Genomic DNA, 23991 nt, shown 5'->3' with positions numbered 1-23991 from the left:
GGGAGGACGAGGGCGTACGTGCCGGTGCCGGCCCAGGCCCGGGACCCGGTGCCTACGGCACGCGCTGCGGGGAGGGCGACCCCGCGGGCCCGTGCCCGCCCTCCGCGACGGGACCCGCCGCCGGTGCTCCCGCCGCCGCTGCTCCCGCCACCGGTGCCGCGGCCCCCGGCAGCGCGCGGAACACCCACGTGCGGTAGGACCAGAACCGGAACAGGGTGGCGACCCCGATGCCGAGGAACTTGAAGATGTTGCTCTGCAGCGGGCTGTCCCAGCCGAACCCGTAGGTCGCCGCGTACAGCAGGCCGTTCTCGATCACCAGGCCGACCGCGCTGAACAGCAGGAACAGCGACATTTCCTTGGTGCGCCCGGACTTTTCGCGGTCCCGGTACGTGAAGTAGCGGAAGCCCAGGTAGTTGAAGACGATCGCGACGACGGTCGCGATGACGCTCGCCCGCACCACCTGGAGATCGGTCACCTGCCGGACCAGGTTGAACACGAGGAGATTGACCAACAGCCCCGCCCCGCCGACCGCGCCGAACTTCACGGCTTCACGGACGAGCCGGTCGAGGCGCTGCCGCATGGAGCCGCGCGGGGCCGGGGCGCCCGTCGAAGGCCCCGAGGAACCGCGTCCCATGGTCGTGCCGGCCCCCGTCCGTGGAGTGGCGTCGAGGTAGCGCCGAGGTGGCGTCAACCAGACCATGCTAACCATCCGTCCGCGCGATCTTCCTGCGGATGGACGCCTGGGGTCTTTCGAGAGGCCCTGGGCCGCGGACCCGTCCGGGAACGGCCGCGGACCCGTCCGGGAACGGCCGCGGACAGGCCGGGAACGGCCGTGGAATCGGCCACCATGGCTCGACCGATACCCTGGGGGAGTGACGTTCCCGGTAGTCGGTATGGTCGGCGGGGGCCAGCTCGCTCGTATGACACACGAGGCGGGCATCCCGCTCGGCATCAGATTCAAGCTCCTCAGTGACACTCCGCAGGATTCCGCGGCGCAGGTCGTCGGTGATGTCGTCGTCGGCGACTACCGCGACCTGGACACGCTGCGCGCGTTCGCCCGCGGCTGCGACGTGATCACCTTCGACCACGAGCATGTGCCCACCGAGCACCTCCGGGCCCTGGAGGCGGACGGCATCCTCGTCCGCCCCGGCCTCGAGGCGCTGGTGCACGCCCAGGACAAGGGCGTGATGCGCGCCCGGCTCGACGCGATCGGCGTGCCCTGTCCGCGGCACCGCATCGTCACGGACCCTGCGGACGTGGCCGCCTTCGCGGCCGAGGGCGAGGGCTTCCCGGTCGTCCTCAAGACCGTCCGCGGCGGCTACGACGGCAAGGGCGTGTGGGTCGTCGACTCCGTCAGGGAGGCCGCCGAACCGTTCCGGGCCGGGGTCCCGGTGCTCGCCGAGGAGAAGGTCGACTTCGTGCGCGAGCTGGCCGCCAACGTGGTCCGCTCCCCGCACGGCCAGGCCGTCGCCTACCCGGTCGTCGAATCGCGGCAGGTGAACGGCGTCTGCGACACGGTCATCGCACCCGCGCCCGGCCTCGACGAGGGCCTCGCCCTGCGCGCGGAGGAGATGGCGCTCAGCATCGCCAAGGAACTCGGCGTCGTCGGCCATCTCGCCGTGGAGCTGTTCCAGACCCGCGACGGCCGCATCCTCGTCAACGAGCTCGCCATGCGCCCGCACAACTCCGGCCACTGGACCATGGACGGCGCGATCACGTCGCAGTTCGCCAACCACGTCCGCGCCGTCCTCGACCTCCCGCTCGGCGACCCGCGCCCGCGCGCCCCGTGGACGGTGATGGTCAACGTCCTGGGCGGCGACTACCCCGACATGTACTCCGCGTACCTGCACTGCATGGCCCGCGACCCCCAGCTGAAGATCCACATGTACGGCAAGGACGTGAAGCCCGGCCGCAAGGTCGGTCACGTCAACACCTACGGCGACGACCTGGACGACGTGCTGGAACGCGCCCGTCACGCAGCCGGCTACCTGAGAGGCACGATCACCGAATGAGCCCCAGCCCCGTAGTCGGCATCGTCATGGGATCGGACTCCGACTGGCCCGTCATGGAGGCCGCGGCCCAGGCCCTCGGCGAGTTCGAGATCGACCACGAGGTCGACGTCGTCTCCGCGCACCGCATGCCCCGCGAGATGATCGCGTACGGCGAGCAGGCCGCGGACCGCGGGCTGAAGGTGATCATCGCGGGTGCGGGCGGTGCCGCCCATCTGCCCGGCATGCTCGCCTCGGTCACCCCGCTGCCCGTCATCGGCGTCCCCGTGCCGCTGAAGCACCTCGACGGCATGGACAGCCTGCTCTCCATCGTGCAGATGCCGGCCGGTGTCCCGGTCGCCACCGTCTCGGTGGCCGGCGCCCGCAACGCGGGCCTGCTGGCGGTCCGCATGCTTGCCGCCCACGACGACGAACTCCTCGGCCGGATGCGGGAGTTCCAGCAGGAGCTGAACGACCGGGCCACGGAGAAGGGCAAGCGCCTGCGCGCCAGGGCCGAAGGCTCCGGCAATGGCTTCGGTTTCGGGAAGTGAGCCCCATGACGTCTCACGACGAAGCCCGTGCGCTGCTGGCCGAGTTCCCCGTCGTCGACGGGCACAACGACCTGCCCTGGGCTTTGCGCGAACAGGTCCGCTACGACCTCGGCGCCCGGGACATCGCCGACGACCAGTCCGCCCACCTGCACACCGACATCCCGCGGCTGCGCGCGGGCGGCGTCGGCGCGCAGTTCTGGTCGGTGTACGTCCGCGCGGACCTGCCCGACGCGGTGCCGGCCACCCTCGAACAGATCGACTGCGTACGGCAGTTGCTGGCCCGCCACCCCGGGGACCTGGCGCCCGCGCTGACCGCCGCCGACATGGAGGCGGCGCGCGAACAGGGCCGTATCGCCTCCCTGATGGGGGCGGAGGGCGGCCACTCCATCGCCAACTCCCTCGGTACCCTGCGCGGGTTGTACGAACTCGGCGTGCGCTACCTGACCCTCACCCACAACTACAACGTGGCCTGGGCGGACTCGGCGACGGACGAGCCCGGCGTGGGCGGCCTGTCGGCGTTCGGCCGTGAGGTGGTCCGGGAGATGAACCGGCTCGGCATGCTGGTCGACCTCTCGCACGTCGCCGCCACGACGATGCGGGACGCGCTGGACACCACGTCGGCGCCGGTGATCTTCTCCCACTCCTCGGCCCGGGCGGTCTGCGACCACCCGCGCAACATCCCGGACGACGTGCTGGAGCGGCTGCCCGCCAACGGCGGCGTCGCGATGGTGACGTTCGTACCGAAGTTCGTGCTCCAGGCGGCCGTCGACTGGACGAACGAGGCCGACGACAACATGCGCGCCCACGGTTTCCACCACCTGGACACCACCGCGGAGGCGATGAAGGTGCACGCCGCCTTCGAGGAGGCCCACCCGCGCCCGGTCGCCACCGTGTCCACGGTGGCCGACCACCTGGACCACATGCGCGAGGTGGCCGGCGTCGACCACCTCGGCATCGGCGGCGACTACGACGGCACCGCCTTCACCCCCGACGGCCTGCGCGACGTCTCCGGCTACCCGAACCTCATCGCCGAGCTGCACGACCGCGGCTGGTCCAGGACCGACCTGGCCAAGCTGACCTGGCAGAACGCGGTACGGGTGCTGGGCGCCGCCGAGGACACCGCCCGCGAACTCCGGGCGACCACCGCCCCGTCGAACGCGACCCTGGAGTCCCTCGACGGCTGAGGCCGCCCGGTCATCACCGGCGCGAGGGCTGTGGCGGCCCGGCTGAGGTCTGTCCGGCATGATCCGCCGGACAGGCCCCTACGGCTGCTCGATCCGGCAGAGGCAGAACGGATGCCCTGCCGGATCGGCGTACACCCGGAAGTCCTTCTTCTCGTAGTCCTCCCGGTCCAGCACCCGCGCCCCCAGCGCCAGCACCTTCTGCTCGGCCTCGTCGACCTCCTCCCAGGTGCCGCCCGCGTCGAAGTCGAGGTGGAACTGCTGCGAGTCGCGGTCGGCCCGCGGCCAGTCGGGCGGGCTGTACCCGGGCGCCCGCTGGAAGGCCAGCCGGGGCCCGGCGGGGATCTGGAGCACCACCCATTCCGAGTCCTCCTCCTCGGGCATGCCGCCTCCGACGGCCGCGTAGAAGCGGGCCAGCTCGCGCGGCTCGGGGCAGTCGAGGACGACGGAACGCAGACGGGCCACGGCGGCCATGAGTTCTCCCGGTGTCAGCAGGCTTTCGGTGTCATCGGTGTCAGCAGGCGCACAGACAGAAGGGGTGCCCCGCCGGGTCCGCGTAAACCCGGAAGGTCCGCGAGCGGTCCTCCGTGTCCAGCGGCTTCGCGCCGAGTGCCAACACCTCCTTCTCGGCGGCGTCCAGGTCCTCGACGGTCAGGTCCAGGTGGAACTGCTGCGATTGATCCGGCGCCGGCCAGCGCGGCGGTACGTGTCCGGGGGTCTCCTGGAACGCGAGCGTCGGCCCGCCGGGCACCTGGAGGTCCACCCAGTCGCCCTCGTCCTTGACCGTGCCACCCACCAGTTCGGCGTAGAAACCGGCCAGCGCGCGCGGATCGGCGCAGTCCAGGACGATGGCGCCCACCTTGGCAACAGGCATGACTTCCTCCTCGAATCCCTGATCCTTCTGGTTACCGCCAGAAGCGGGTAATCAGTAACCGTTACCGCATGCTGCCGCATGGGGGGTAACGTCGCAAGGGGAAACGCAGAGAACGCGAGAGGTACCGTCCGGACATGAGTGAGAGATCGGCCGCGCCCGGTGGGCTGGTCCTGGTCCAGGACCTGGTCAACACGCTCGACCTCGAGTCGGGCGCCGACACGCTGGACACGGCGGACGGCCGAGCCCGCTTCGGGCTTCCGGAGGGCGACGCGGCCGGTGTCGGGTCGGCGCGCACCCTGCGCGAGGCGCTGCGCGCGACCCTCCTCGCCCACGCCGGCCATCCGCCGCACCGCGCGGTCGTCCCGCTCGGCACGCTGCTCGCACAGGCCCCCCTGGTGGTCACCGTCGACCCGGCGGACGGCTCCGCCGCCCTCGCGCCCGTCGACCGGGGGCCCCTGCTCTCCCGGGTCGCGGCGGCCGTGGCGGAAGCGGTCGCGGCGGGTACGTGGACCAGGCTGAAGGCCTGCGAGGCCGCCGACTGCCACTGGGCGTACTACGACCGCAGCCCCGCGGGACGCGGCCGCTGGTGCTCCATGCAGGTGTGCGGAGCCCGCGCCAAGATGCGCCGCTACCGCTCGAAGCGGCCGCAGCAGGAGCAGGCCGGGACGCGGCAGGAGCCGGAGCGGGCGACGGAGCCGAGAGAGCCGTAGGCGTCACAGCGGCCCCATCGGACCCGCCCCGTGGTGCAGAATGCAAGCAGACGCCGGTTCGGCCGACTGAGCCTCGGCCGAACCGGCGTCACCCGCCGGTCGGCCTCACCCGGGGCCCGCGTTCGCGGAACCCGTCAGGCGGTGGGGCGTCCCATCGCGCGGTAGCGCCATCCGGCCCGGCGCCACACCTCGGCGTCGAGCGCGTTGCGCCCGTCCAGGATCAGCCGCTGGGCCGCGACCTCGCCCAGCGCCGCCGGGTCCAGCTCGCGGAACTCCTGCCACTCCGTCAGATGCAGCACCACGTCCGCGCCCCGCACCGCGGCCGGCGCCGAGTCCGCGTACCCGAGGGTCGGGAAGAGGCGCCGGGCGTTGTCCATGCCCTTCGGGTCGTACACGGTGACCTGGCCGCCCTGGAGGTGTATCTGGCCCGCGACGTTCAGCGCCGGCGAGTCCCGTACGTCGTCCGAGTCCGGCTTGAAGGTGGCGCCCAGCACCGCGACCCGCTTGCCCAGGAAGGCCCCGCCGCCCAGCGCCTGCCGGGTCAGCTCCACCATCCGGCCGCGCTGGCGCATGTTGATCGAGTCGATCTCCCGCAGGAACGTCAGCGCCTGGTCCGCGCCCAGCTCACCGGCGCGCGCCATGAACGCCCGGATGTCCTTCGGCAGGCACCCGCCGCCGAAGCCGATCCCGGCGCGCAGGAACTTCGGGCCGATCCGGTCGTCGTACCCGATGGCCTCGGCGAGCTTGGCCACGTCACCGCCCGTGGCCTCGCACAGCTCGGCCATGGCGTTGATGAAAGAGATCTTGGTGGCGAGGAAGGAGTTCGCGGAGGTCTTCACCAGCTCCGCGGTCGGGAAGTCGGTCACCACGAACGGGGTGCCCTCGGCGACCGGCGTCGCGTACACCTCCCGCAGCAGCTTCTCGGCCCGCTCGCTCCTGACCCCCACCACGACCCGGTCCGGACGCAGCGTGTCCTGGACGGCGAAGCCCTCGCGCAGGAACTCCGGGTTCCAGGCCAGCTCGGCGTCCCCGCCGGCCGGCGCGTGCTCGGCCAGGTAGGCGGCCAGCCGGTCGGCCGAGCCCACGGGCACGGTCGACTTGCCGACGACCAGCGCGGGGCCGGTGAGGTGCGGGGCCAGCGAGGCGAACGCGGAGTCGACGTACGACATGTCGCAGGCGTACTCGCCGTGCCGCTGCGGAGTGTTCACGCAGACGAAGTGGAGGTCGCCGAACTCGCCGACCTCGGCCCAGTCCATGGTGAACCGGAGCCGGCCGGTGGACCCCTCGATCCCCGCCACGTGCCGGCGCAGCAGCTCTTCGAGCCCCGGTTCGTACATCGGGACCTCGCCCCGCCGGAGCATGTCGATCTTCTCCGGCACGACGTCGAGGCCCAGCACCTCGAATCCGAGCTCCGCCATGGCCGCCGCGTGGGTCGCACCGAGATAACCGGTGCCGATCACGGTGATCTTGAGGGCCATGCGTGCTCCAGGGGTATACGGAAGCCAGTGCGAGGGTGAGCATATCCGGGGCCGCCGGGCGCGCCGCAGGGGCGATCCCGCTCGTTCCCGCTCATTGCGGCCCGGAGGCCTTCCCGTTGTCACCAAACTCACGTACTACCGCAGGGGCAGGAGTTCTAAGGTGGGAGTTACTTAACAGTAGTTAGCGTCATCAGAGCGTCGCCTCTCGTCGCACCTCGTCGTTTTTGGAGTGAGAGACCTTGGCCGGATCGGCTGATTTCGACCTGTACCGCCCGTCCGAGGAGCACGACATGCTCCGTGACGCCGTCCGCTCGCTGGCCGAGGCGAAGATCGCGCCGTACGCCGCAGCGGTGGACGAGGAAGCCCGCTTCCCGCAGGAGGCACTCGACGCGCTCCTCGCGAACGACCTGCACGCCGTCCACGTGCCCGAGGAGTACGGCGGCGCGGGCGCCGACGCGCTCGCCACCGTCATCGTGATCGAGGAAGTGGCCCGCGTCTGCGCGTCCTCCTCCCTCATCCCCGCCGTGAACAAGCTCGGCTCCCTCCCGGTGATCCTCTCCGGTTCCGAGGCGCTGAAGAAGAAGTACCTGACCCCGCTCGCCAAGGGTGACGGGATGTTCTCGTACTGCCTCTCCGAGCCGGACGCCGGTTCCGACGCGGTCGGCATGAAGACCAAGGCGGTCCGCGACGGCGACACTTACGTCCTCAACGGCGTGAAGCGCTGGATCACCAACGCCGGCGAGTCCGAGTACTACACGGTCATGGCGGTCACCGACCCCACCAAGCGCTCCAAGGGCATATCCGCCTTCGTCGTCGAGAAGTCCGACGAGGGCGTCTCCTTCGGCGCCCCCGAGAGGAAGCTCGGCATCAAGGGCTCCCCGACCCGCGAGGTCTACCTGGACAACGTCCGCATCCCGGCGGACCGCATGATCGGCGAGGAGGGCACCGGCTTCGCCACCGCGATGCGGACCCTCGACCACACCCGCATCACCATCGCCGCCCAGGCCCTCGGCATCGCCCAGGGCGCCCTCGACTACGCCAAGGGCTACGTCAAGGAGCGCAAGCAGTTCGGCAAGCCGATCGCCGACTTCCAGGGCATCCAGTTCATGCTCGCCGACATGGCCATGAAGATCGAGGCCGCCCGCCAGCTCACCTACGCCGCCGCCGCCAAGTCCGAGCGCGGCGACGCCGACCTCACCTTCCAGGGCGCCGCGGCCAAGTGCTTCGCCTCCGACGTCGCCATGGAGGTCACCACCGACGCCGTCCAGCTCCTCGGCGGCTACGGCTACACCCGCGACTACCCGGTGGAGCGCATGATGCGCGACGCGAAGATCACCCAGATTTATGAAGGCACGAATCAAGTTCAGCGGATCGTGATGGCCAGGAACCTTCCGTAACCCTGGACCCTGGACTCTGGACCACGGACAGCCGAAGGGCGCCCGAGTACGCGTACTCGGGCGCCCTTCGGTCTTTTCCCGTCCGGGAGGGGGTCCTGCCGCGCTGCTGAGCGCGGGTCAGGAAGCCGGGGCGTCCGCGTCCGTGTGCGTGTGGACCGCGGGCCGGCGGGAGGCGATGACCTTCTTCGCGAGTGAGCGCGGGCTGGTCAGGAAGCCCCAGCCCCACGACATGTGCATGGTGGCCAGCGCCACCGGGATCTGCAGCCGCGCCTTCAGCGGCAGACCGCCGCCCGCGGGTATCGAGCCGAGCACGATCGCCGCGAGGTAGCCGCCGGGCACGACGAAACCCCACGGGGTGAGCAGAGCGCCGACCAGGATCCCGGCCGTGATCGCGCACACCGCGGCCGGCGGGGCCAGATAACGCAGGTTGATGGAACCCGAGTGGTAGCGGGCGACGACGTGCCGCCAACGGCCGTAGTCCTTGTACTGCTTGGCCAGCGCCCGCATGCTCGGCCGGGGCCGGTAGGACACCTTCAGCTCCGGCGAGAACCAGATCAGCCCGCCGGCCTCGCGGATGCGGAAGTTCAGCTCCCAGTCCTGGGCGCGGATGAACTCCACGTTGTAGCCGCCCTGCCGCTCCAGCGCCTCGCGCCGGAACACCCCGAGGTAGACGGTCTCGGCGGGGGCCGCCGCGCCGCCGGTGTGGAAGGCGGCGTTGCCGACGCCTATCCGGGACGTCATCGCGGCGGCGACCGCGTGCTCCCAGTCGTTCTCGCCCTCGGCGTGCATGATGCCGCCGACGTTCTGCGCGCCGGTCTCCTCCAGGAGCCGTACCGCGGTGGCGATGTAGCCCGGCGAGAGGATCCCGTGCCCGTCGACGCGGACCACGACCGGATGGCGCGAGGCCCCGATCGCCGCGTTGAGGGCGGCCGGGGTGCGGCCGGTCGGGTTGGGCACGGTGTGCACCCGCGGGTCCTCGGCCATGAGTTCGGCGGCGATCTCGTCCGTGCGGTCCGTGGACGGACCGAGGGCGATCACGACCTCCATCTCGCCGGCGTACTCCTGGGCGAGGATCGCGTGGACGGCGCCACGCAGATGCCGCTCCTCGTTGAGCACGGGCATGATCACGGAAACGGCGGGGAGCCGCACGTCGGGATTGGCGTTCATAGGAGCCTCACGTTACCGCGAACGGGGGACAGCGGTGCGCGTGCCGGGTGCGGTTGCGCCGGGCCGCAGATCGTATCGGCCTACGGTGCTCAGGATTTCGCGTATGACCCCGTACAGCCTGATAAGTCCTGCATGGACTGGTATGCCCCCGCACCCCGCTCGTCCGCTTCCCTCTTATGTCCCCCTCTTATGTCCCCCTCGCACGGCCCTCGTCCGGAGGTGTCCCTCTTGCCCGCGTCGTCACGCTCCCCCCGGCCCCGCACCGCGCCGCAGCGCCGACCGCAGCCACCACGGGAGGGCGGCCCGCGACCACCGGGGCGCCGGAGGCCACGCTGGGGCCCGCGGGCGGTGACCACGCTGTCGGTCCTGGTGCTCGCCTCGGCCGGGATCGGGCACGCGGTGGTCAGCAGCCTCGACGCGGGAATCGACCGGGTCGACCCGTTCCGGGACATGAAGAACCGCCCCGAGGCGGGCCGCGGCATGAACGTCCTGCTCGTCGGCACGGACGGCCGAGAGAAGATCGGCGCGGCGGCGCGGCGGAAGTACCGGCTCGGCGGGGCGCCCTGCAACTGCACCGACACGATCATGATCGTGCACATCTCCGAGGACCGGGAGCGTGCCGGCGTCGTCAGCCTGCCGCGCGACTCGTACGCCATGATGCCCGCGCACACCGACCAGGTGAGCGGCGAGGAGCACGAAGGGCATCCCGTCAAGCTCAACGCGGCGTACGCGGAGGGCGGGCCGCAGCTGACCGTGCGCACGGTGGAGAAGATGACCCGGGTGAAGATCGACCACTACCTGGAGCTCGATTTCACCAGCTTCATGAAGACCGTGGATGTGGTCGGCGGCGTCGAGCTGTGCACCACCGAACCCCTGAAGGACAGTCACACCGGCCTCGACCTGCCGGCCGGCCGGCACACCCTGGGGGGCGGCGAGGCCCTGCAGTACGTGCGCGCCCGGTACGTCGACGGCGCCGCCGACCTCGGCCGGATGAAACGCCAGCAGCACTTCATGGCCGCCCTGCTGGACCAGGCCACGTCCTCCGGGATTCTGCTGAACCCGATGAAGTTCCGGGACGTGACCCGTGCCGTGCTCGGCTCGGTCCGCGCCGACAAGGGCTTCGGCGCCAACGAACTGCTGGACCTGGGGCGGGCGATGCGGAACTTCTCGCCCGCCTCGTCCGAGTTCACCACCGTGCCGCTCGGCAAGGAGGGATACACGGTCAAGGGCATCGGGTCGACGCTGAAGTGGGACCCCGAGAAGTCCGAGAACATCTTCGCGGCGCTGCGCGAGGACAAGCCGCTCTCCGCACACCCGTCGCCCGACGCGGCACGGCGCGTCCCGGTGGACCCCCGGCAGATCCGCGTCCAGGTCGAGAACGGCACGGAGGCGAAGGGCCTCGGCCGCCGCGTGGACGCGGCCCTCGCGGCAACCGGTTTCCACACCACCCACGTTCCGGTCGACGCGGCGGACCGCTCCGTGCGGCGGACCGTCGTCGCCTACGACCCTCGCTGGGACCGCTCCGCGAAGTCCCTCGCCGCCGCCCTGCCGGGCAGCGAGCTGCGTGCGGTGAAGGGCCAGGGCGCCACGCTGAAGGTGATCGCCGGTACCGACTTCGAGAAGGTCCGCAAGGTCCGGGCCGAGGACCCCGGGAAGGACGAGTTCGGGGTGGTGCGGGGCGACGAGGTGGGCTGCTCGTAGGGCCTGGCGTTCGGATCATGCCGGGCTCACGGGATCCGGCCTGATCCAGAGGAGAGACCCTGGCCCCGCGGGGGCTGCCGGGGCTGCGAGGAGTGCCGGGTGGATCAGCGTCGGCCAGTTTGTGAGTCGGACCCGGCGGAGAAGCCACCACACATCCTCACCGTCAGTCCTCGATTCCCTCCGCCGCCCGCTTCTCGCGCAGCTCCACGATCGCCCGGCGGCGTGCCAGGCGGTGGGTGCGGCGGATCTGGGCCTCCTGGTTGCGGCGCCGGTCCCGCTCGCTCTCCGATATCACCGGCGGCACGCGGCGCGGCTTGCCGTCCGCGTCGACGGCCGCGAAGACGAGATACGCCGAGCCGACCTGGGTGGCCGGAACGGACTCGTTCCACCGCTCGGCCAGGACCCGCACGCCGACCTCCATGGACGTCCGGCCGGTCCAGTTGACCTGAGCCTTCACATGGACCAGGTCGCCGACACGGACCGGTTCGAGGAAGGCCATCTCGTCCATCGACGCGGTGACGGCGGGGCCGCCGGAGTGCCGTCCGGCGACCGCGCCCGCCGCGTCGTCGACGAGTTTCATGATCACGCCGCCGTGCACCGTGCCCAGGAGGTTGGTGTCGCTGTGGGTCATGATGTGGCTGAGGGTCGTCCGCGACGCCGAGACGGGCTTGCCCGGAATGTCGGGACTCTCCGTAGGTGGGGCCGGAGCCTGATCTGTCATGGCCTCCACCTTATGCCGAGGTCGCAGCCGGGGAATTTGTGTCAGCTTCGCAACAGCGCTGCTGCTATTTCTCCAGGACTGGTACGGCGCACGGCTCGGACCTGCACACTATTGCGCATGACTGATTGGCCCGAGGCACGGCCCAACGACAACCGCGGCCCCCGCTACGGACGCGGCAGCGCGAGCGGACAGCCGGAGAGCGCCCGCGTCATGCGCCAGGTCCGCCGCGGTCCGGTGGCCCCGCCCGGCCAGGGAGCCTACGGCGGCTCGGTGCCGCAGCAGCCGTCGTACGTGGACGGCGGCGGGCACGGCGGCGGCTACAGCGACTACAACACGGGCCAGGTCTACGGCTCCCCGGGCGGCGGTGGTCCCGAAGGCCCCGGCGGCGACGGCCGCTCCGCGCAGCGTCCCGCGCCGGACTGGCGCCGCCGGATCAAGGTGACGTCGATCACGGTCGCGGTCGTGCTGATCGTGACGACCGTGGGCACCTACTTCTGGGCCGACTCGAAGCTCAACCGCGAGGTCGACCTGTCGATCGTGCTCGACCGGCCGGAGGCGGGCGAGGGGACGAACTACCTGATCGTCGGCTCCGACAGCCGGGCCGGGCTGACCGACGAGCAGAAGAAGAAGCTGCGCACCGGGTCCGCCGAGGGCAAGCGCACGGACTCCATGATGATCCTGCACACCGGCAGCAACGGCCCCACCCTGATATCGCTGCCCCGCGACTCGAACGTGGAGATACCCACCTTCAAGGGCTCCGAGTCCGGCAAGACGTTCCAGGGCACGGGCCGGCAGGTGAAGCTGAACGCCGCCTACGCCGAGGACGGGCCCGAACTCCTGGTCCGCACGGTCGAGTTCAACACCGGCCTGCACATCGACCACTACGTGGAGATCGGCTTCGCCGGCTTCGCGAACATCGTGGACGCGGTCGGCGGCGTGGAGATGGACATCCCGCAGGACATCAAGGACACCAAGTCCGGCGCCGACTTCAAGAAGGGCAAGCAGACGCTGAACGGCGAGGAGGCCCTCGCCTTCGTCCGCACCCGGTACGCGCTGGCCGGTTCCGACCTGGACCGTACGAAGAACCAGCAGAAGTTCCTCTCCGCCCTCTCGAGCCAGGTGGCGACGCCGGGCACGGTCCTGAACCCGTTCAAGCTGTACCCGACCATGGGCGCGGGGCTGGACTCGCTGGTCGTGGACAAGGACATGAGCCTGTTCGGCCTGGCCGACATGTTCTGGTCGATGAAGGGCGTCAGCGGCGGTGACGGCACCTCCCTGAACATGCCCCTCGCGGGCTCCTCGGGCGGCAACCTGCTCTGGGACAAGGCGAAGGTCAAACAGTTGGTGAACCAGCTGAACAACGACGAGAAGGTCACCGTCAAGGGCAACTGAGCCCCACGGCGCCGGCGACGAACGGGCAGACGGGGCGGGAGAACGACCGAGGGCGCCCCGCGGGGTGCCCTCGACTGTGTCCGGCGCCCGGCATCCGGTGTCCGGCGTGCTCAGGCAGCGACGTCCGGCGCGTCACATCGTGGTGGCGCCCGCCATGGCACGGCAGGACTCGGCACAGCGGCGACAGGACTCCGCGCAGCGCATCATCTGCGCGTCGTCCGGCATGGACATGCACGCCTCGGCACCCAGGTCACAGGCCTGGGCGCACATCGCGCACATCTCGGCGGCCAGCGGCGAGCGGCGCATCATCATGTCGGCGCACATGCGGGTCATGTCGGCGCAGTCCATGAGGGCTCCCATGATCTGCGTGGGGGCCTGGCCACCCATCCGCAGACAGGAACTCATGGTCTCCTCACACGTGCTGTGGCAAGCCATGCACGCCTGGACGCAGTCCTGCATCTCCTTGCTCATGGGGGTCGCGGCGGCAGACTGCTGGGTCATGATTCCTCCCAGGGAAACGACGGGGGTCGCGGACCGGCCTCCGTCCTTCAGTCCTACGCCCCTTGTCCCATGAGCACCACAGGGCGAACGATCTCTGCCCTGACCTGCATGTTCCGTGGATGCGGTCCTGGCCCCGGTCCCGCTCCGCCCCGCGTGGCGGGATTCCGGTCAGGACCAGGTGTAGGCCGGGTTGACTTCCATGCAGGCGGAGTCGTCCGCCCCGTTGAGGGCCCCGGCCGACTCGGGGGTCGTGTCGTCCTGTTCGGGCGCCTCGTACGCCGTCCCCTCGCGCCAGTCGGCGCCGACGACGAGCGTGACACCGGAGACGTCGGTGGACTGCCGTACCGAACTCTCCGGAATGCCCAGCGACTCGGCGACACGCAGGGCGTTGCCCTTCAGATCGGCGCTCGGGTAGCGCACCAGCGTCAGCTGCTCGCTCAGGGAGCCGGCGGTGTCGGCGGTCGCGCCGGTGAACCCCTTCTCCTGAAGCAGCCCGGCCACGGCGCTCGCGCGGCCGGACGTCGCGCCGAGGGTGTCGGTGCGGGTGCCGTTGACGATCTGAACCGCGATCTTGTCGTCGGGGGAGGCCGGTTCGGCGGACAGGGCCGCCTTCTCGGCCTGTGCCGGCTTCTCGTCCTGGCCGTCCAGCGCGATGTCGTCGCGGACCAGCCGGAACAGCTGCTCGGCGTCCTCGGTCGGCTCCACACGGGCCCCCACGTACCGGTTGGGCATCGTGGTCATGGTGATGCGCTCCGGCTTCACCCCGCGCAGCTCGTTGCTGAGGTCGTACAGCTTCTTGACGGTGTCGAGGCCGGGGTCGACGGTGAGCGCCCGGGTGGCCTCCTCGGCCAGCCTGCGCAGCTTGTTGGGATTGCTCAGGTCGGCGTTCTCGCGCAGCTCGCGGGCCAGCGAGTTCATGTACATGTGCTGGGCCTTGGCGCGGGCGAGGTCGCTGCCGTCCTCGAAGCCGTAGCGCGTACGCAGCCACTGCAGGGCCTGCTCGCCCTTGACCGGGTGGGTGCCCTCGGGCAGCTTCAGTCCGGAGCCGTGGCCCTGGCTGTCGCGCGAGAGGATGTTGGCGTCCACGCACACGGGGACGCCGCCGACGGCGTCGGCCATGGCGACCACACCGGCGAAGTCGACCATGATGAAGTGGTCGATGTGGATGCCGGTGAGCTCCTGCCAGGTGGCCACGGTGCAGCCCGGACCGCCGTGCCCGAGGCTCTGGTTGGTCATCGTCCGCCCGTTGCTCGCCTCGTACACCGTCCCGTCCTCGGGGTCGGTGCACTTCGGGATCTGGACGAGGGTGTCGCGGGGCATGCTGATCACGGACATGTTGGTCCGGTCGGCGGACAGGTGCAGCAGCATCTGCACATCGGCCAGCGGTGTCGAGCCGAACGTCTCGCGGGCGCCGCCGAGTTCCTGGTTCTTCTTGCTGTCCCTGGCGTCGGAGCCGATCAGCAGGATGTTCAGCGGGGTCTGCCCGGCGGCGTTCGGGGTGGGCTCGGCGACCTTGCCGTCACCCAGGTTCAGGGGGTTCTGCTTGATGTTGCCGTTCAGGTGCCGGTAGTAGACGTAGCCGGCCCCGGCCGAGCCGAGGAGGAGCAGCGCGAGGACCGCGGCGACCCACTTGAGCACCCGGCGCCGCGGGCGGCGGCCGCCGCCTCCACCGGGGATGGGCGCGCCATCGCCGGACGCGGGTATGCCGCCGTCGTCACCGTCCGACGTGGGCGTCTCGCCGCTGTCGTCACCGCCCGCCGCGTTCCCGCCGTCGTCGGCCGGGACGCCGGAGGGGCCGTCGTCCGGGGCCGGATCACGCCGGTCGTCGCGGAGCGTCTTTCGAGCAGCGCGCTGCGTCACTTCCGTCGCCCTCCCCACCCCTGGTACTCCTCACCTCATGGAACTGGCCTGTCCTGCTCTTGTTAGACGCACGACAGGCCTGTCAGTTGCCCCAGGAACGCAATTCCACGTCAACAACTTTTGAGGAGCCCCCGAACGCGGCCCGGTCGAGCCTCAGCTCGCGCATTCGACCTTGTCGGCCGTGGACTTCTCCACGTCCAAAGGCCCCGTCGCGGAGCCGGCGAGGGGGGAGCCGGCGCCCGTGAAGTCCTTGCCGAGGGTCAGCGTCATCGCGGGCATCCCCTGGGAGTTGGTGACGCTCTCGCCGGGCTTCATCCCCGAGCCGGACAGGCCCAGGATGGTGGCGAGGCGGCGGGCCTGGTCGGCCTGGTCGGGCGCGTACTCGAGGGTGGTCCTCTTCAGCGTCCTGGGGGCATTGCCGGCGTTCTCCGACTTGCTGACCCCCTCCTCCACCTGGAGCCGGCGGAGCATCTGCTGCGCGCTGCCCGCCGGGGCGCCGCCGTTGAAGACCTGTACCCGGACCTCGGAGGCGGGCGCCTTGGCGCCCTCGAGGCGGGCGGCGACGGCGGTCTTCTCCCGCTTCTCCCGCTTCTTCTCGACCTCGGTCAGCGACACGTCGCCGGCGATCGCGTCGAACAGTTGCGGCGCCTGGGACTCGTCCACGACGACGGTCGCCTTCACCGTCTCCGCGGGGTTGTCGCGCACCGGCACCGTGGTGAACGAGATGTTCTTCGGCGGCACCTTCTTCAGCTCCAGGGCGACGTCCTTGAGCGTGCTCACGTTGCCGATGCCGGTGTCCACGGTCAGCGCGTCGGTGGCGGCCTCGGCCAGTTTCACCAGTTTGGTGGGGCTGGTGAGGGTGTCGCCGGAGGACATCTTGCGCATCAGCGAGGCCAGGAAGTGCTGCTGCACCTTGATCCGGTCGAGGTCGCCCTCGTTGCCGAAACTGTGCCGGGTCCGGACGAAGGCGAGGGCCTGTTCGCCCGCCACCTTCGACGTGCCCGCGGGCAGCTCCAGCTTCGACTGCTTGTCGTTCACCGCGTGTTCCACGCACACGTCGACGCCGTCGACGGCCGAGGTGAGGGTCTTGACCGCGTTGAAGTCGGCCATCATGAAGTGGTCGGGCTTGATGCCGGTGACCTCCTCCACCGTGCGCATCGTGCAGCCCGGGTCCCGGCCGTCCTCCCCGAGGCTCCGGTTGAAGCGGGCGCCCTGCAGCCCCGGGATCACCTTCTCCGTCCCGTCCTCCAGCTTCGTCGGGCAGTCGGGGATGTCGACTATCAGGTCGCGCGGGATGCTGAGCGCGGTGGCGTTCGTGCGGTTCTTGGAGACGTGCAGCAGAATCGTGGTGTCGGCATGCCCCACGCTGCCCGCGTCCCCGTAGCCGTCGTTGCCCGAGCCGGTGCGCTTGTCGGTGCCGAGGACGAGGATGTTGAAAGCCTCGTCCTTGCTGAAGTTGCCCGAACCCGCGTCGCCGACGTCGGTCGTGTCGACGTTGCCCTCGAGATGCTTCAGATAGGCGTAGCCGGCCGTGCCGGTGGCGAGCACCACGACCGCCATCGTCCCGCCGGCCCACAGCAGGGCCTTCCTCGCCCTCGGCTTCCGCTGCCCCGACCGGCCTCCGCGCCGTCCGGGCGGCGGCTCGGGGGTGCCGCGCCGCCGCGGCGGCGGGACCTCGCGGCCGGGTGCCCGCGGGGGGCCGCCGGGCACGGCACCGTACGGGTGACCCATGCCGCCGGGACCGGCGGGGTGGTGTGCGGTGTGCGGGGAGCTTCGGCGGGGGCCGGGGACGGGTGCCTGCGGTGCGGAAGGGCCCAGTCGCATTTCGTATTCACCGGTGGCCGGATTGAGTACCCATTGGTCTGCGGGGTCGACATTGTCCGCCCGCCCACGGCTCTGCGCGTCCACGCTCGTCCGATCCTCCGTCGGGGCCACACGGCGCCCTCCCCCCTCCGGAGGATGTCCGCGCGTACTGGTCACCACCGTGCGCGCGACGCCAGGACGGTCCTCGCGGCCGGGGCGCTGGAGCGTTCACACTAGCCGCCGACCTGAGCGGGACGGGGCTTCAGTGACGAATTCCTCGTCCGCGAAAAGGGGTAAACCGCCCCATTGGGTGGGGAAATGACGCCATGGAGGTACCGTCCTCCGCAGGATTCGCGCCGTCCGGGCGCCCCGCGCACGGGCTCGTCACGCGCCCCGCGGGGCACACCGCAACGCATCGCACGACGCACCGCAAGGCACGTCGTGCGGTGCGTCACTGCGCGCACTCGACCTTGTCCGCCGTGGACGTGGACTCCTTGATGTCGTCCGACGCCTTGGACGGAGGGGTCAGGGAGACGCCCGCACCCTTGAAGTCCTCGCCGAGGGTCAGCGTCATCGCGGGCAGCCCCTGCGAGTTGGTGACGCTCTCGCCGGGCTTCATCCCCGAGCCGGACAGGCCCAGGATGTCGGCGAGACGGCGGGCCTGGTCGGCCTGGTCGGGCGCGTACTCCAGGGTGGTCTTCTTCAGCGTCTCGTCGGCGTTTCCGGCGTTCTCCGACTTGCTGACGCTCTCCTTGACCTGGAGCCAGGTGAGCATCTCCTGGGCGCTGCCCCCCGGGGCGCCGCCGTTGAGGACCTGTACCCGGACCTCGGAGGCCGGTGCCTTGGTGCCCTTGAGGCGGGCGGCGACGGCGGCCTTCTCCTTCTTCTTCTGCTGCTTGACCTCGGTGAACGACACGTCGTTCTTGAGCAGGTCGAATATCTCCGGCGCCTTGAACTCGTCCACGACGACGGTCGCCTTCACCGTCGTCTCCACGGGGTTGTCCTTCACCGGCAGCGTGATGAACGCCAGGTTCTTGATGTTGAGTCTGCCCAGCTCCAGACCGAGGTCCTTGAGCTTGTTGATGCTGTCCAGCTGGGAGTCGACGGTGAGCGCCTCGGTGCTCGCCTCCGCCAGCTTGACCATCTTCGTCGGGCTGGTGAGCGTGTCGTTGGACTTCAGCTGCCTCATCAGCGCGCCGAGGAACTGCTGCTGCACCTTGATGCGGTCGAGGTCGCCCTGGTTGCCCCACGCGTGCCGGGTGCGGACGAACGCCAGAGCCTCCTCGCCCTCGATGGTGTGCGTGCCGGCGGACAGGTTGAGCTTGGAGTCCTTGTCGTTGACATCCTCGGCGACACAGACATCGACCCCGCCGACCGCCGTGGTCAGCGTCTTGACCGCGTTGAAGTCCGCCACCATGAAGTTGTCCGGTGTGATCCCGGTCAGTTCGGTGACCGTCCGCATGGTGCAGCTCGGCGTGCGCTCGTTCTGGCCGAGGCTGGTGTTGAAGCGGTCCCTGGAGGCCGGGATCGTCTTCTCCGTCCCGTCCTCCATCGTCGTGGGGCAGTCGGGGATGTCGACGATGAGGTCGCGCGGGATGCTGAGCGCGGTGGCGTTCGTGCGGTCCTTGGAGACGTGCAGCAGGAGCGTGGTGTCGGCGTGCCCGGCGCTGCCCTTGTCGCCGTAGCCCTCGTTGCCCGAGCCGGTGCGCTTGTCGGTGCCGATCAGCAGGATGTTGATGGCCTTGTCCTTCTGGAAGCCACCGGTGCTCGCGCCGTCGTCGGAGACCGAGTTGATGTTGTTGTTGAGGTGCTCCAAATACAGATAGCCGCCCACGGCGGTGGCGAGCACCACGAACGCCATCGTCCCGCCGGTCCACAGCAGGGCCTTCTTCGCCTTCGACTTCTTCTTCACCGGCCGGCGTCCGCGCCGGCCCGCCGACGGCTCCTCCGGCGCGTCCCGGCGCCTGCGCGACGACCCTCCGCGCTCGGATGTCCCGCGCTCGGGTGTCCCGCGCTCGGGTGTCCCGCGCTCGGGTGTCCCGCGCTCGGGTGTCCCGCGCTCGGGTGTCCCGCGCTCGGACGCCCTGCGGCCGGCGGGCCGCTCCGCGGTGCGCCCGGGAGCATCGGGACGGCCGCGCGGCGCACCCGCGCCGGTGCCCTTGCCCGCACCCGCGCCGCCGCCCGGAGCCGCGCCGGAGGGGCGCGGTCCACGGGGAGAGGGGACCGGCTGCTGCGGTGCGGAATGGTTCAGTCGCAGTTCGTAATCGCCGGTGTCCGGATTGAGTATCCACTGGTCTGCGGGGTCGATGTCGCTACCCCGTCCACGGCCTTGCGCGTCCACGGTCGTTTGAATCCTCCGTCGGTGCCACGCGGCGCCTTTCCCCTCCCAGGCGCTCGGTTGGTCACACAGTGCGCGACTGCTGGGTGAATCTCAGGAACGCGCGCACCGGGAGCGCTCACACTAACGGCACGGAACGGCCTTCGGCGACGCCCGTGGCACATTCCACATCCATACAACTGGGCAATTCACTCATATCCCCTGACATGACTTCACAGTCCGGGGGTCACCTGAGAGCCGGCTTTACTCGCAGGCGTCCTCGGCGGCCGTGTTCCCGGGGAACGTCGGTGCGGGGGAAGCCGCTTCGGGCGCTTCCCCCGGCTGCTCCCCGGATTCATTTCGAGTGACCTTTTCGCTACTCTCCGTGTTTTCACCGTCCGGATTCCCGGACAGAGTGCCGGACCCGGCTTCCGCGACGGAACTCCGCGCCGTGCTCTGTGCGACCGTGACCGGTGCGTCCCTGCGCAGCCGCTCGAACAGTTCCTCCGCCGCGGGCTGTGAAAGCTGGTCCCGATTGACGTCTTTCGCGTACGGCTCCCGGGGGACGGTGAGGAATTGCACGCGTTCCGTGGGGATGCCGCGGAGTCCGCGGACGAGTTCGTACAAACCCCGCAGACTCGCCAGTCCCGGGTCGGTCGTCAGTGCCGAAGTGGCCGCGTTCAGAACGGGATACAACTTGGCCGGATTCAGCAGAACGTCATTGCCGCTCGCCTTGTTGACGAGCGCCCCGAGGAACCGCTGCTGACGTTCCATACGGTGCGTATCGCTGCCGTCACCGAGAGACTTGCGGGCGCGGACATAGCCGAGGGCCTGTTCCCCGTTCAGGGTCACCCGGCCCGCGGGCAGCTTCAGTTTGGCCGCCTTGTCGTCAATGGGTTCGCGCAGACACACCTCGACGCCGTCGACCGCCTCGACCATCTCCTTGAAGCCGTGGAAGTCCACGACGACGTGATGGTCCACGCGAATGCCGGTGAGTTTCTCCACGGTGCGGATGGCGCAGGCCGAACCACCCTGCTGGAAGGCCTGGTTGAACATCGTGAACACGGGCTCGGCGCGGGTGCCGTCCCGGCGCGGGCAGCCCGGCACGTCCACCATCAGGTCCCGGGGCAGGGACACCGCGGTGGCGCTGCCCCGGCCCGCCGGCAGATGCAGCAGGATCACGGTGTCGGACCGCTCCGTCCCCGGGTCCCGGCCGTAGTGGCCGTTCTCGTCCCCGGATCGCGAGTCCGAGCCGATCAGCAGGATGTTCTGGGCGTCCTTGACCAGCGCCGTGGGCCGTTCCCTCTCGAACCGCGCGAGCTCGTCCGCGGCCGCCTCGTCCGCGGTGATGTTCTCGTCGAGCTTCACGTACACCGCCCACCCGGCCCCGGCGGTCACGACGAGCAGTGCCGCGGCACCGAGCCCGGCACCGACCAGCCACCGCCGTCGTCTGCGCCGCGGCAGCCCCGCCCCGCTCGCCGAGGCCCCCGCCCCCGGCCCGAGGGTGCCCCCGCCCGTCGGGCCGGCGGGGGGCGCGCCTGCGGTGTCGCTCATGACCGGTCCACCCCCTCACTGCGTACGGGACGGCCTGTGGTGGCATACGGAACTGCGGGACGGCACAAGGAAATACGGGACGGTGTACGGGTGTACGGGCGTCGGGGCGTGCGGTGCCCGGCGCGCCCGGCAGGCGCCGCGTGTCGGGCGCGCCGCTGATACGACGATGAACCCGATACGCGGCGGCGGCGGGGGCTGCTGAGCCGAACGGGGGAGGGGGTGTATCGGACGGGGGACGGCCCGGCGGGTTCGGTTTGGGCGACCGGTCCGGGCCTGGTCCCGTTCCGGTGCCGGTCCCGGTTCCGCCGGGGTGCGGGTGTGGGTGCGGCGGCGGGACGGGCAGGCCGTCAGCGGGCGATGACGGTGACCCGTTCGCTCTCGACCCGCTTGTCCAGGGCGTCGTCCCCGAGCCGGTCCAGGTTCCGGCACAGCACCATCGAGCCGCCGGTCGCCAGCGGCCCGTACAGGCCTGCGTGGAGACCCTCCCAGGTGTCGTACGGCAGCCCCGACAGAATGCGCGAGGCCGGTCCGGTCAGCCCGAGCTCCGTCGCCTCCGCGCGGGCCCGCTGCACCACCTCGGCCCCGGTGAACTCCCGGCCCGCCACGATCAGGGCCGGCGCCTCGGGGTCGACCGGCGCGTACGGTGCGAACCGGTCGCCCTGCCCCGGGACCTCCACGGCGTAGTCGACGAAGCCCTCCGGAGGCTGCGGGAACCGTCCGCCGAGCGGCCTGAGGGCCAGCGCGATCCGTGCGCCCGGGCAGACCCGCGCGGTCTCCAGCACGTCCGGCCCGCTCACCACGACATCGGCCGCCGCAGGGTCGCCGGACACGTCCGCGACCACGCCCACCGACGCGCACGCCAGCAGCCACACGGCCGTCTGCCAGTGCGCGGGCAGCAGCAGCGCCACGCGGTCACCGGGCTCGGCGGCCAGTTCGTCCTGAAGGAGGTTCGCGGTCTTGGCCACCCAATTGGCGAAGGTGGCCACGGACAATTCGACGCGTTCGCCCGTGGCGTCGTCGTAGAAGGTCACCAGGGGGCGGCCCGGGTCCGCGGCGAGCGCGGAACCCAGCAGGTCGGCGGGGGTGCGGTCGGTGGCGTTCACCTGCGCAAGCGTACGCGGACACGGCCGCGCGCACCGAGTGCCCGGGGCACCGGTTCGGGGGAACGAAGCCCGACAGCCCGTCAATCCCCCGATGGACAGATTTGTATGACTATGTCCAAGCTCAGGGGCATGCGGAGAACTCTTGCTTCCTCCATCGGTGTCACCTGTGCGGCCGCACTCGCCCTGCCCCTCGCCCCGTCCGCCGTCGCGGCGGCCGCGGGCCCGGGTGGGACGGCGCCGACGGTCACACGCACAGCGGTGACGACCGAGTCCAGTACCCCCGGCAGTACCCAGTCGCTGCCCCTGCAGCCCCTCGACCCCGACCGTGCCTCCGGCGCCGCCACGTTCGGCCTCGCCCCGCGGTCCGTACGGCACTTCTCCCTCGTCGGCGTCATCTGGGACGACCCCGCCGCCGAACTCCACGGCCAGGTCCAGGTCCGTGCCCGCGCGGCGGACACCGGTGCCTGGTCCGACTGGCAGGACATCGAGACCCACAACGCCGACCACGCGGCCGACCCCGAGACCGCGGAACGCACCTCGGGCCGGGTCCGCGGCGCCACCGCGCCGCTGTGGGTGGGCGCGTCGGACGGGGTGGAGATCCGGGTCCGGGCGGAAGCCGGACCCGACTCGGAGCCGGAGCCGAAGGCCGGCTCCGAGTCCGCCGGTTCCACCGCCGAGGAAGGCGCCGGGAAAGGTGTCAAGGAGGCCGCCCCGCTGCTGCCGTCCGGGATGCGCCTCGAACTCGTCGACCCAGGGGAGGACGCTCCGTCCGAGGCCACCCCGCCCGAGGGCAGCGCTGCCGAGAGCCCCGACGAAAGCACCGACGAGAACCCCGGTCGCCGCCCCGCCGACGGCTCCGCGGGCACCCCGGCGGACGCCTCTCGTACCGGTGTGATGAGTGCGGAGGCGACCGCCGCCTCCGCTGCCAACGCCCCGCTCGTCCCCTTGGGCGCCACCGAGATCCCGGCGCTGACCCGGGCGGAGACCGAGGAGGAGTACCGCGCCCTGCGCGGCACCGAGGCGGCCGGGCGGCAGGAGAACACCGGCGGGCAGCCGCAGGCGAAGCCGTACATCGGCCCGCGCCCCGGCATCGTCACGCGCGGCGGGTGGGGTGCGGACGAGAGCCTGCGGGAGAAGAGCTTCGTGTACACCGACAAGGTGGACGCGGCCTTCGTGCACCACACCGCCACCGGCAACAACTACACGTGCGCGCAGGCTCCTTCGGTCATCCGCAGTATCTATCGCTACCACACGGGAAGCATGGGCTGGCGGGACATCGGCTACAACTTCCTCGTCGACAAGTGCGGCAAGATCTACGAGGGCCGTGCCGGGGGAGTGGCCAACCCGGTCCTGGGCGCCCACACTCTGGGGTTCAACAGCGACACCATGGGCGTGGCGGTTCTCGGCACCTTCGACTCCACGAAACCGCCGGCCGTCGCAGTGACGGGCGTCGCCCAGCTCGCCGCGTGGAAGCTCGGGCTGTACGGCATGGATCCGAGCGAGAAGACATATCTGACGTCCGGTGGTGGCAATCTCTACGAAAAAGGCACGAAGGTACGACTGAACGTGATCTCCGGTCACCGGGACGGGTTCAACACCGAGTGCCCAGGGGGGAAGCTCTACGACAAGCTCGGCACCGCCCGCTCCGCGGCGGCCGGTTACCAGGGCCGCTGAGAACGGCGGACCGCCGGGC

General features: G+C 70.8%; 20 protein-coding genes. 8 read left to right on the top strand and 12 right to left on the bottom strand.

Going from position 1 to position 23991, the window contains the following annotated elements; genetic code table 11:
• Window positions 1-52: 52 nt before the first annotated feature.
• Window positions 53-634, bottom strand: coding sequence for a GtrA family protein (locus ACFPZI_RS02815; RefSeq protein ID WP_381357835.1), 582 nt, complete (start codon window positions 632-634; stop codon window positions 53-55).
• Window positions 635-872: 238 nt separating this feature from the next.
• Here ACFPZI_RS02815 and ACFPZI_RS02810 point away from each other — a divergent pair, with 238 nt between their 5' ends.
• Genes ACFPZI_RS02810 through ACFPZI_RS02800 form a run of 3 tightly spaced genes read left to right on the top strand, consistent with a single transcriptional unit; the run spans window position 873 to window position 3723 of the window.
• Window positions 873-2012 carry a 5-(carboxyamino)imidazole ribonucleotide synthase gene (locus tag ACFPZI_RS02810; RefSeq protein ID WP_381357711.1) on the top strand — a complete coding sequence of 380 codons (1140 nt, stop codon included), beginning with the start codon at window positions 873-875 and terminating at the stop codon, window positions 2010-2012.
• A complete protein-coding gene (purE, locus tag ACFPZI_RS02805) occupies window positions 2009-2539 on the top strand; it encodes a 5-(carboxyamino)imidazole ribonucleotide mutase (RefSeq protein WP_381357709.1) in 531 nt (176 codons plus the stop codon). Before ACFPZI_RS02810 ends, purE begins: the two co-directional genes overlap by 4 nt.
• Window positions 2540-2544: 5 nt before the next feature.
• Window positions 2545-3723 carry a dipeptidase gene (locus ACFPZI_RS02800; RefSeq protein WP_381357706.1) on the top strand — a complete coding sequence of 393 codons (1179 nt, stop codon included), beginning with the start codon at window positions 2545-2547 and terminating at the stop codon, window positions 3721-3723.
• Window positions 3724-3801: 78 nt separating this feature from the next.
• On the opposite strand, the gene ACFPZI_RS02795 is transcribed toward ACFPZI_RS02800, so the two are convergent.
• Window positions 3802-4194 carry a VOC family protein gene (locus ACFPZI_RS02795; protein ID WP_381357703.1) on the bottom strand — a complete coding sequence of 131 codons (393 nt, stop codon included), beginning with the start codon at window positions 4192-4194 and terminating at the stop codon, window positions 3802-3804.
• 40 nt (window positions 4195-4234) lie between these two features.
• On the bottom strand, window positions 4235-4594 hold the full coding sequence (locus ACFPZI_RS02790) for a VOC family protein (RefSeq protein WP_381357701.1): 360 nt from the start codon (window positions 4592-4594) through the stop codon (window positions 4235-4237).
• Between the two features lie 134 nt (window positions 4595-4728).
• Between ACFPZI_RS02790 and ACFPZI_RS02785 the strand changes: the two genes are divergently transcribed.
• Window positions 4729-5304: a CGNR zinc finger domain-containing protein gene (locus ACFPZI_RS02785; protein ID WP_381357698.1), complete on the top strand. Its 576-nt coding sequence runs from the start codon at window positions 4729-4731 to the stop codon at window positions 5302-5304.
• A 134-nt stretch (window positions 5305-5438) separates the two neighbouring features.
• Here ACFPZI_RS02785 and ACFPZI_RS02780 read toward each other — a convergent pair whose 3' ends face one another.
• Complete coding sequence (locus tag ACFPZI_RS02780; RefSeq protein ID WP_381357696.1) at window positions 5439-6782, bottom strand: UDP-glucose dehydrogenase family protein; 1344 nt, start codon at window positions 6780-6782, stop codon at window positions 5439-5441.
• A 239-nt stretch (window positions 6783-7021) separates the two neighbouring features.
• Here ACFPZI_RS02780 and ACFPZI_RS02775 point away from each other — a divergent pair, with 239 nt between their 5' ends.
• Complete coding sequence (locus ACFPZI_RS02775) at window positions 7022-8179, top strand: acyl-CoA dehydrogenase (RefSeq protein ID WP_381357693.1); 1158 nt, start codon at window positions 7022-7024, stop codon at window positions 8177-8179.
• A gap of 117 nt (window positions 8180-8296) precedes the next feature.
• Here ACFPZI_RS02775 and ACFPZI_RS02770 read toward each other — a convergent pair whose 3' ends face one another.
• Window positions 8297-9346, bottom strand: coding sequence for a glycosyltransferase family 2 protein (locus tag ACFPZI_RS02770; protein WP_381357690.1), 1050 nt, complete (start codon window positions 9344-9346; stop codon window positions 8297-8299).
• 228 nt (window positions 9347-9574) lie between these two features.
• Between ACFPZI_RS02770 and ACFPZI_RS02765 the strand changes: the two genes are divergently transcribed.
• On the top strand, window positions 9575-11047 hold the full coding sequence (locus tag ACFPZI_RS02765) for an LCP family protein (RefSeq protein WP_461111285.1): 1473 nt from the start codon (window positions 9575-9577) through the stop codon (window positions 11045-11047).
• 163 nt (window positions 11048-11210) lie between these two features.
• Here ACFPZI_RS02765 and ACFPZI_RS02760 read toward each other — a convergent pair whose 3' ends face one another.
• Window positions 11211-11768, bottom strand: a complete 558-nt coding sequence (locus ACFPZI_RS02760; RefSeq protein WP_381357685.1) for an acyl-CoA thioesterase — start codon at window positions 11766-11768, stop codon at window positions 11211-11213.
• Window positions 11769-11885: 117 nt separating this feature from the next.
• Here ACFPZI_RS02760 and ACFPZI_RS02755 point away from each other — a divergent pair, with 117 nt between their 5' ends.
• Window positions 11886-13160 (top strand): LCP family protein, encoded by a 1275-nt coding sequence (locus tag ACFPZI_RS02755; protein WP_381357682.1) that lies wholly within the window; start codon window positions 11886-11888, stop codon window positions 13158-13160.
• Window positions 13161-13292: 132 nt separating this feature from the next.
• Here the strand turns inward: ACFPZI_RS02755 and ACFPZI_RS02750 are convergent, their stop codons facing one another.
• From ACFPZI_RS02750 to ACFPZI_RS02725, 6 genes are all read right to left on the bottom strand, one after another.
• Complete coding sequence (locus tag ACFPZI_RS02750; protein WP_381357679.1) at window positions 13293-13661, bottom strand: four-helix bundle copper-binding protein; 369 nt, start codon at window positions 13659-13661, stop codon at window positions 13293-13295.
• Between the two features lie 168 nt (window positions 13662-13829).
• Window positions 13830-15521, bottom strand: a complete 1692-nt coding sequence (locus ACFPZI_RS02745; RefSeq protein ID WP_381357676.1) for an LCP family protein — start codon at window positions 15519-15521, stop codon at window positions 13830-13832.
• 153 nt (window positions 15522-15674) lie between these two features.
• A complete protein-coding gene (locus tag ACFPZI_RS02740; protein WP_381357674.1) occupies window positions 15675-17429 on the bottom strand; it encodes an LCP family protein in 1755 nt (584 codons plus the stop codon).
• 346 nt (window positions 17430-17775) lie between these two features.
• A complete protein-coding gene (locus ACFPZI_RS02735; protein ID WP_381357671.1) occupies window positions 17776-19665 on the bottom strand; it encodes an LCP family protein in 1890 nt (629 codons plus the stop codon).
• Between the two features lie 240 nt (window positions 19666-19905).
• On the bottom strand, window positions 19906-21195 hold the full coding sequence (locus ACFPZI_RS02730; protein ID WP_381357669.1) for an LCP family protein: 1290 nt from the start codon (window positions 21193-21195) through the stop codon (window positions 19906-19908).
• Between the two features lie 347 nt (window positions 21196-21542).
• The gene (locus tag ACFPZI_RS02725; RefSeq protein WP_381357666.1) at window positions 21543-22298 is read right to left on the bottom strand and encodes a TIGR03089 family protein; all 756 of its coding nucleotides are present in this window, start codon (window positions 22296-22298) and stop codon (window positions 21543-21545) included.
• 129 nt (window positions 22299-22427) lie between these two features.
• Here ACFPZI_RS02725 and ACFPZI_RS02720 point away from each other — a divergent pair, with 129 nt between their 5' ends.
• A complete protein-coding gene (locus ACFPZI_RS02720; protein WP_381357663.1) occupies window positions 22428-23972 on the top strand; it encodes an N-acetylmuramoyl-L-alanine amidase in 1545 nt (514 codons plus the stop codon).
• The last annotated feature ends 19 nt before the right edge of the window (window positions 23973-23991 follow it).

The organism is Streptomyces chlorus (assembly GCF_042655885.1).
GTDB classification, from domain to species: Bacteria; Actinomycetota; Actinomycetes; order Streptomycetales; family Streptomycetaceae; genus Streptomyces; species Streptomyces chlorus.
This window is presented reverse-complemented; position numbering and strand designations above follow the sequence as displayed.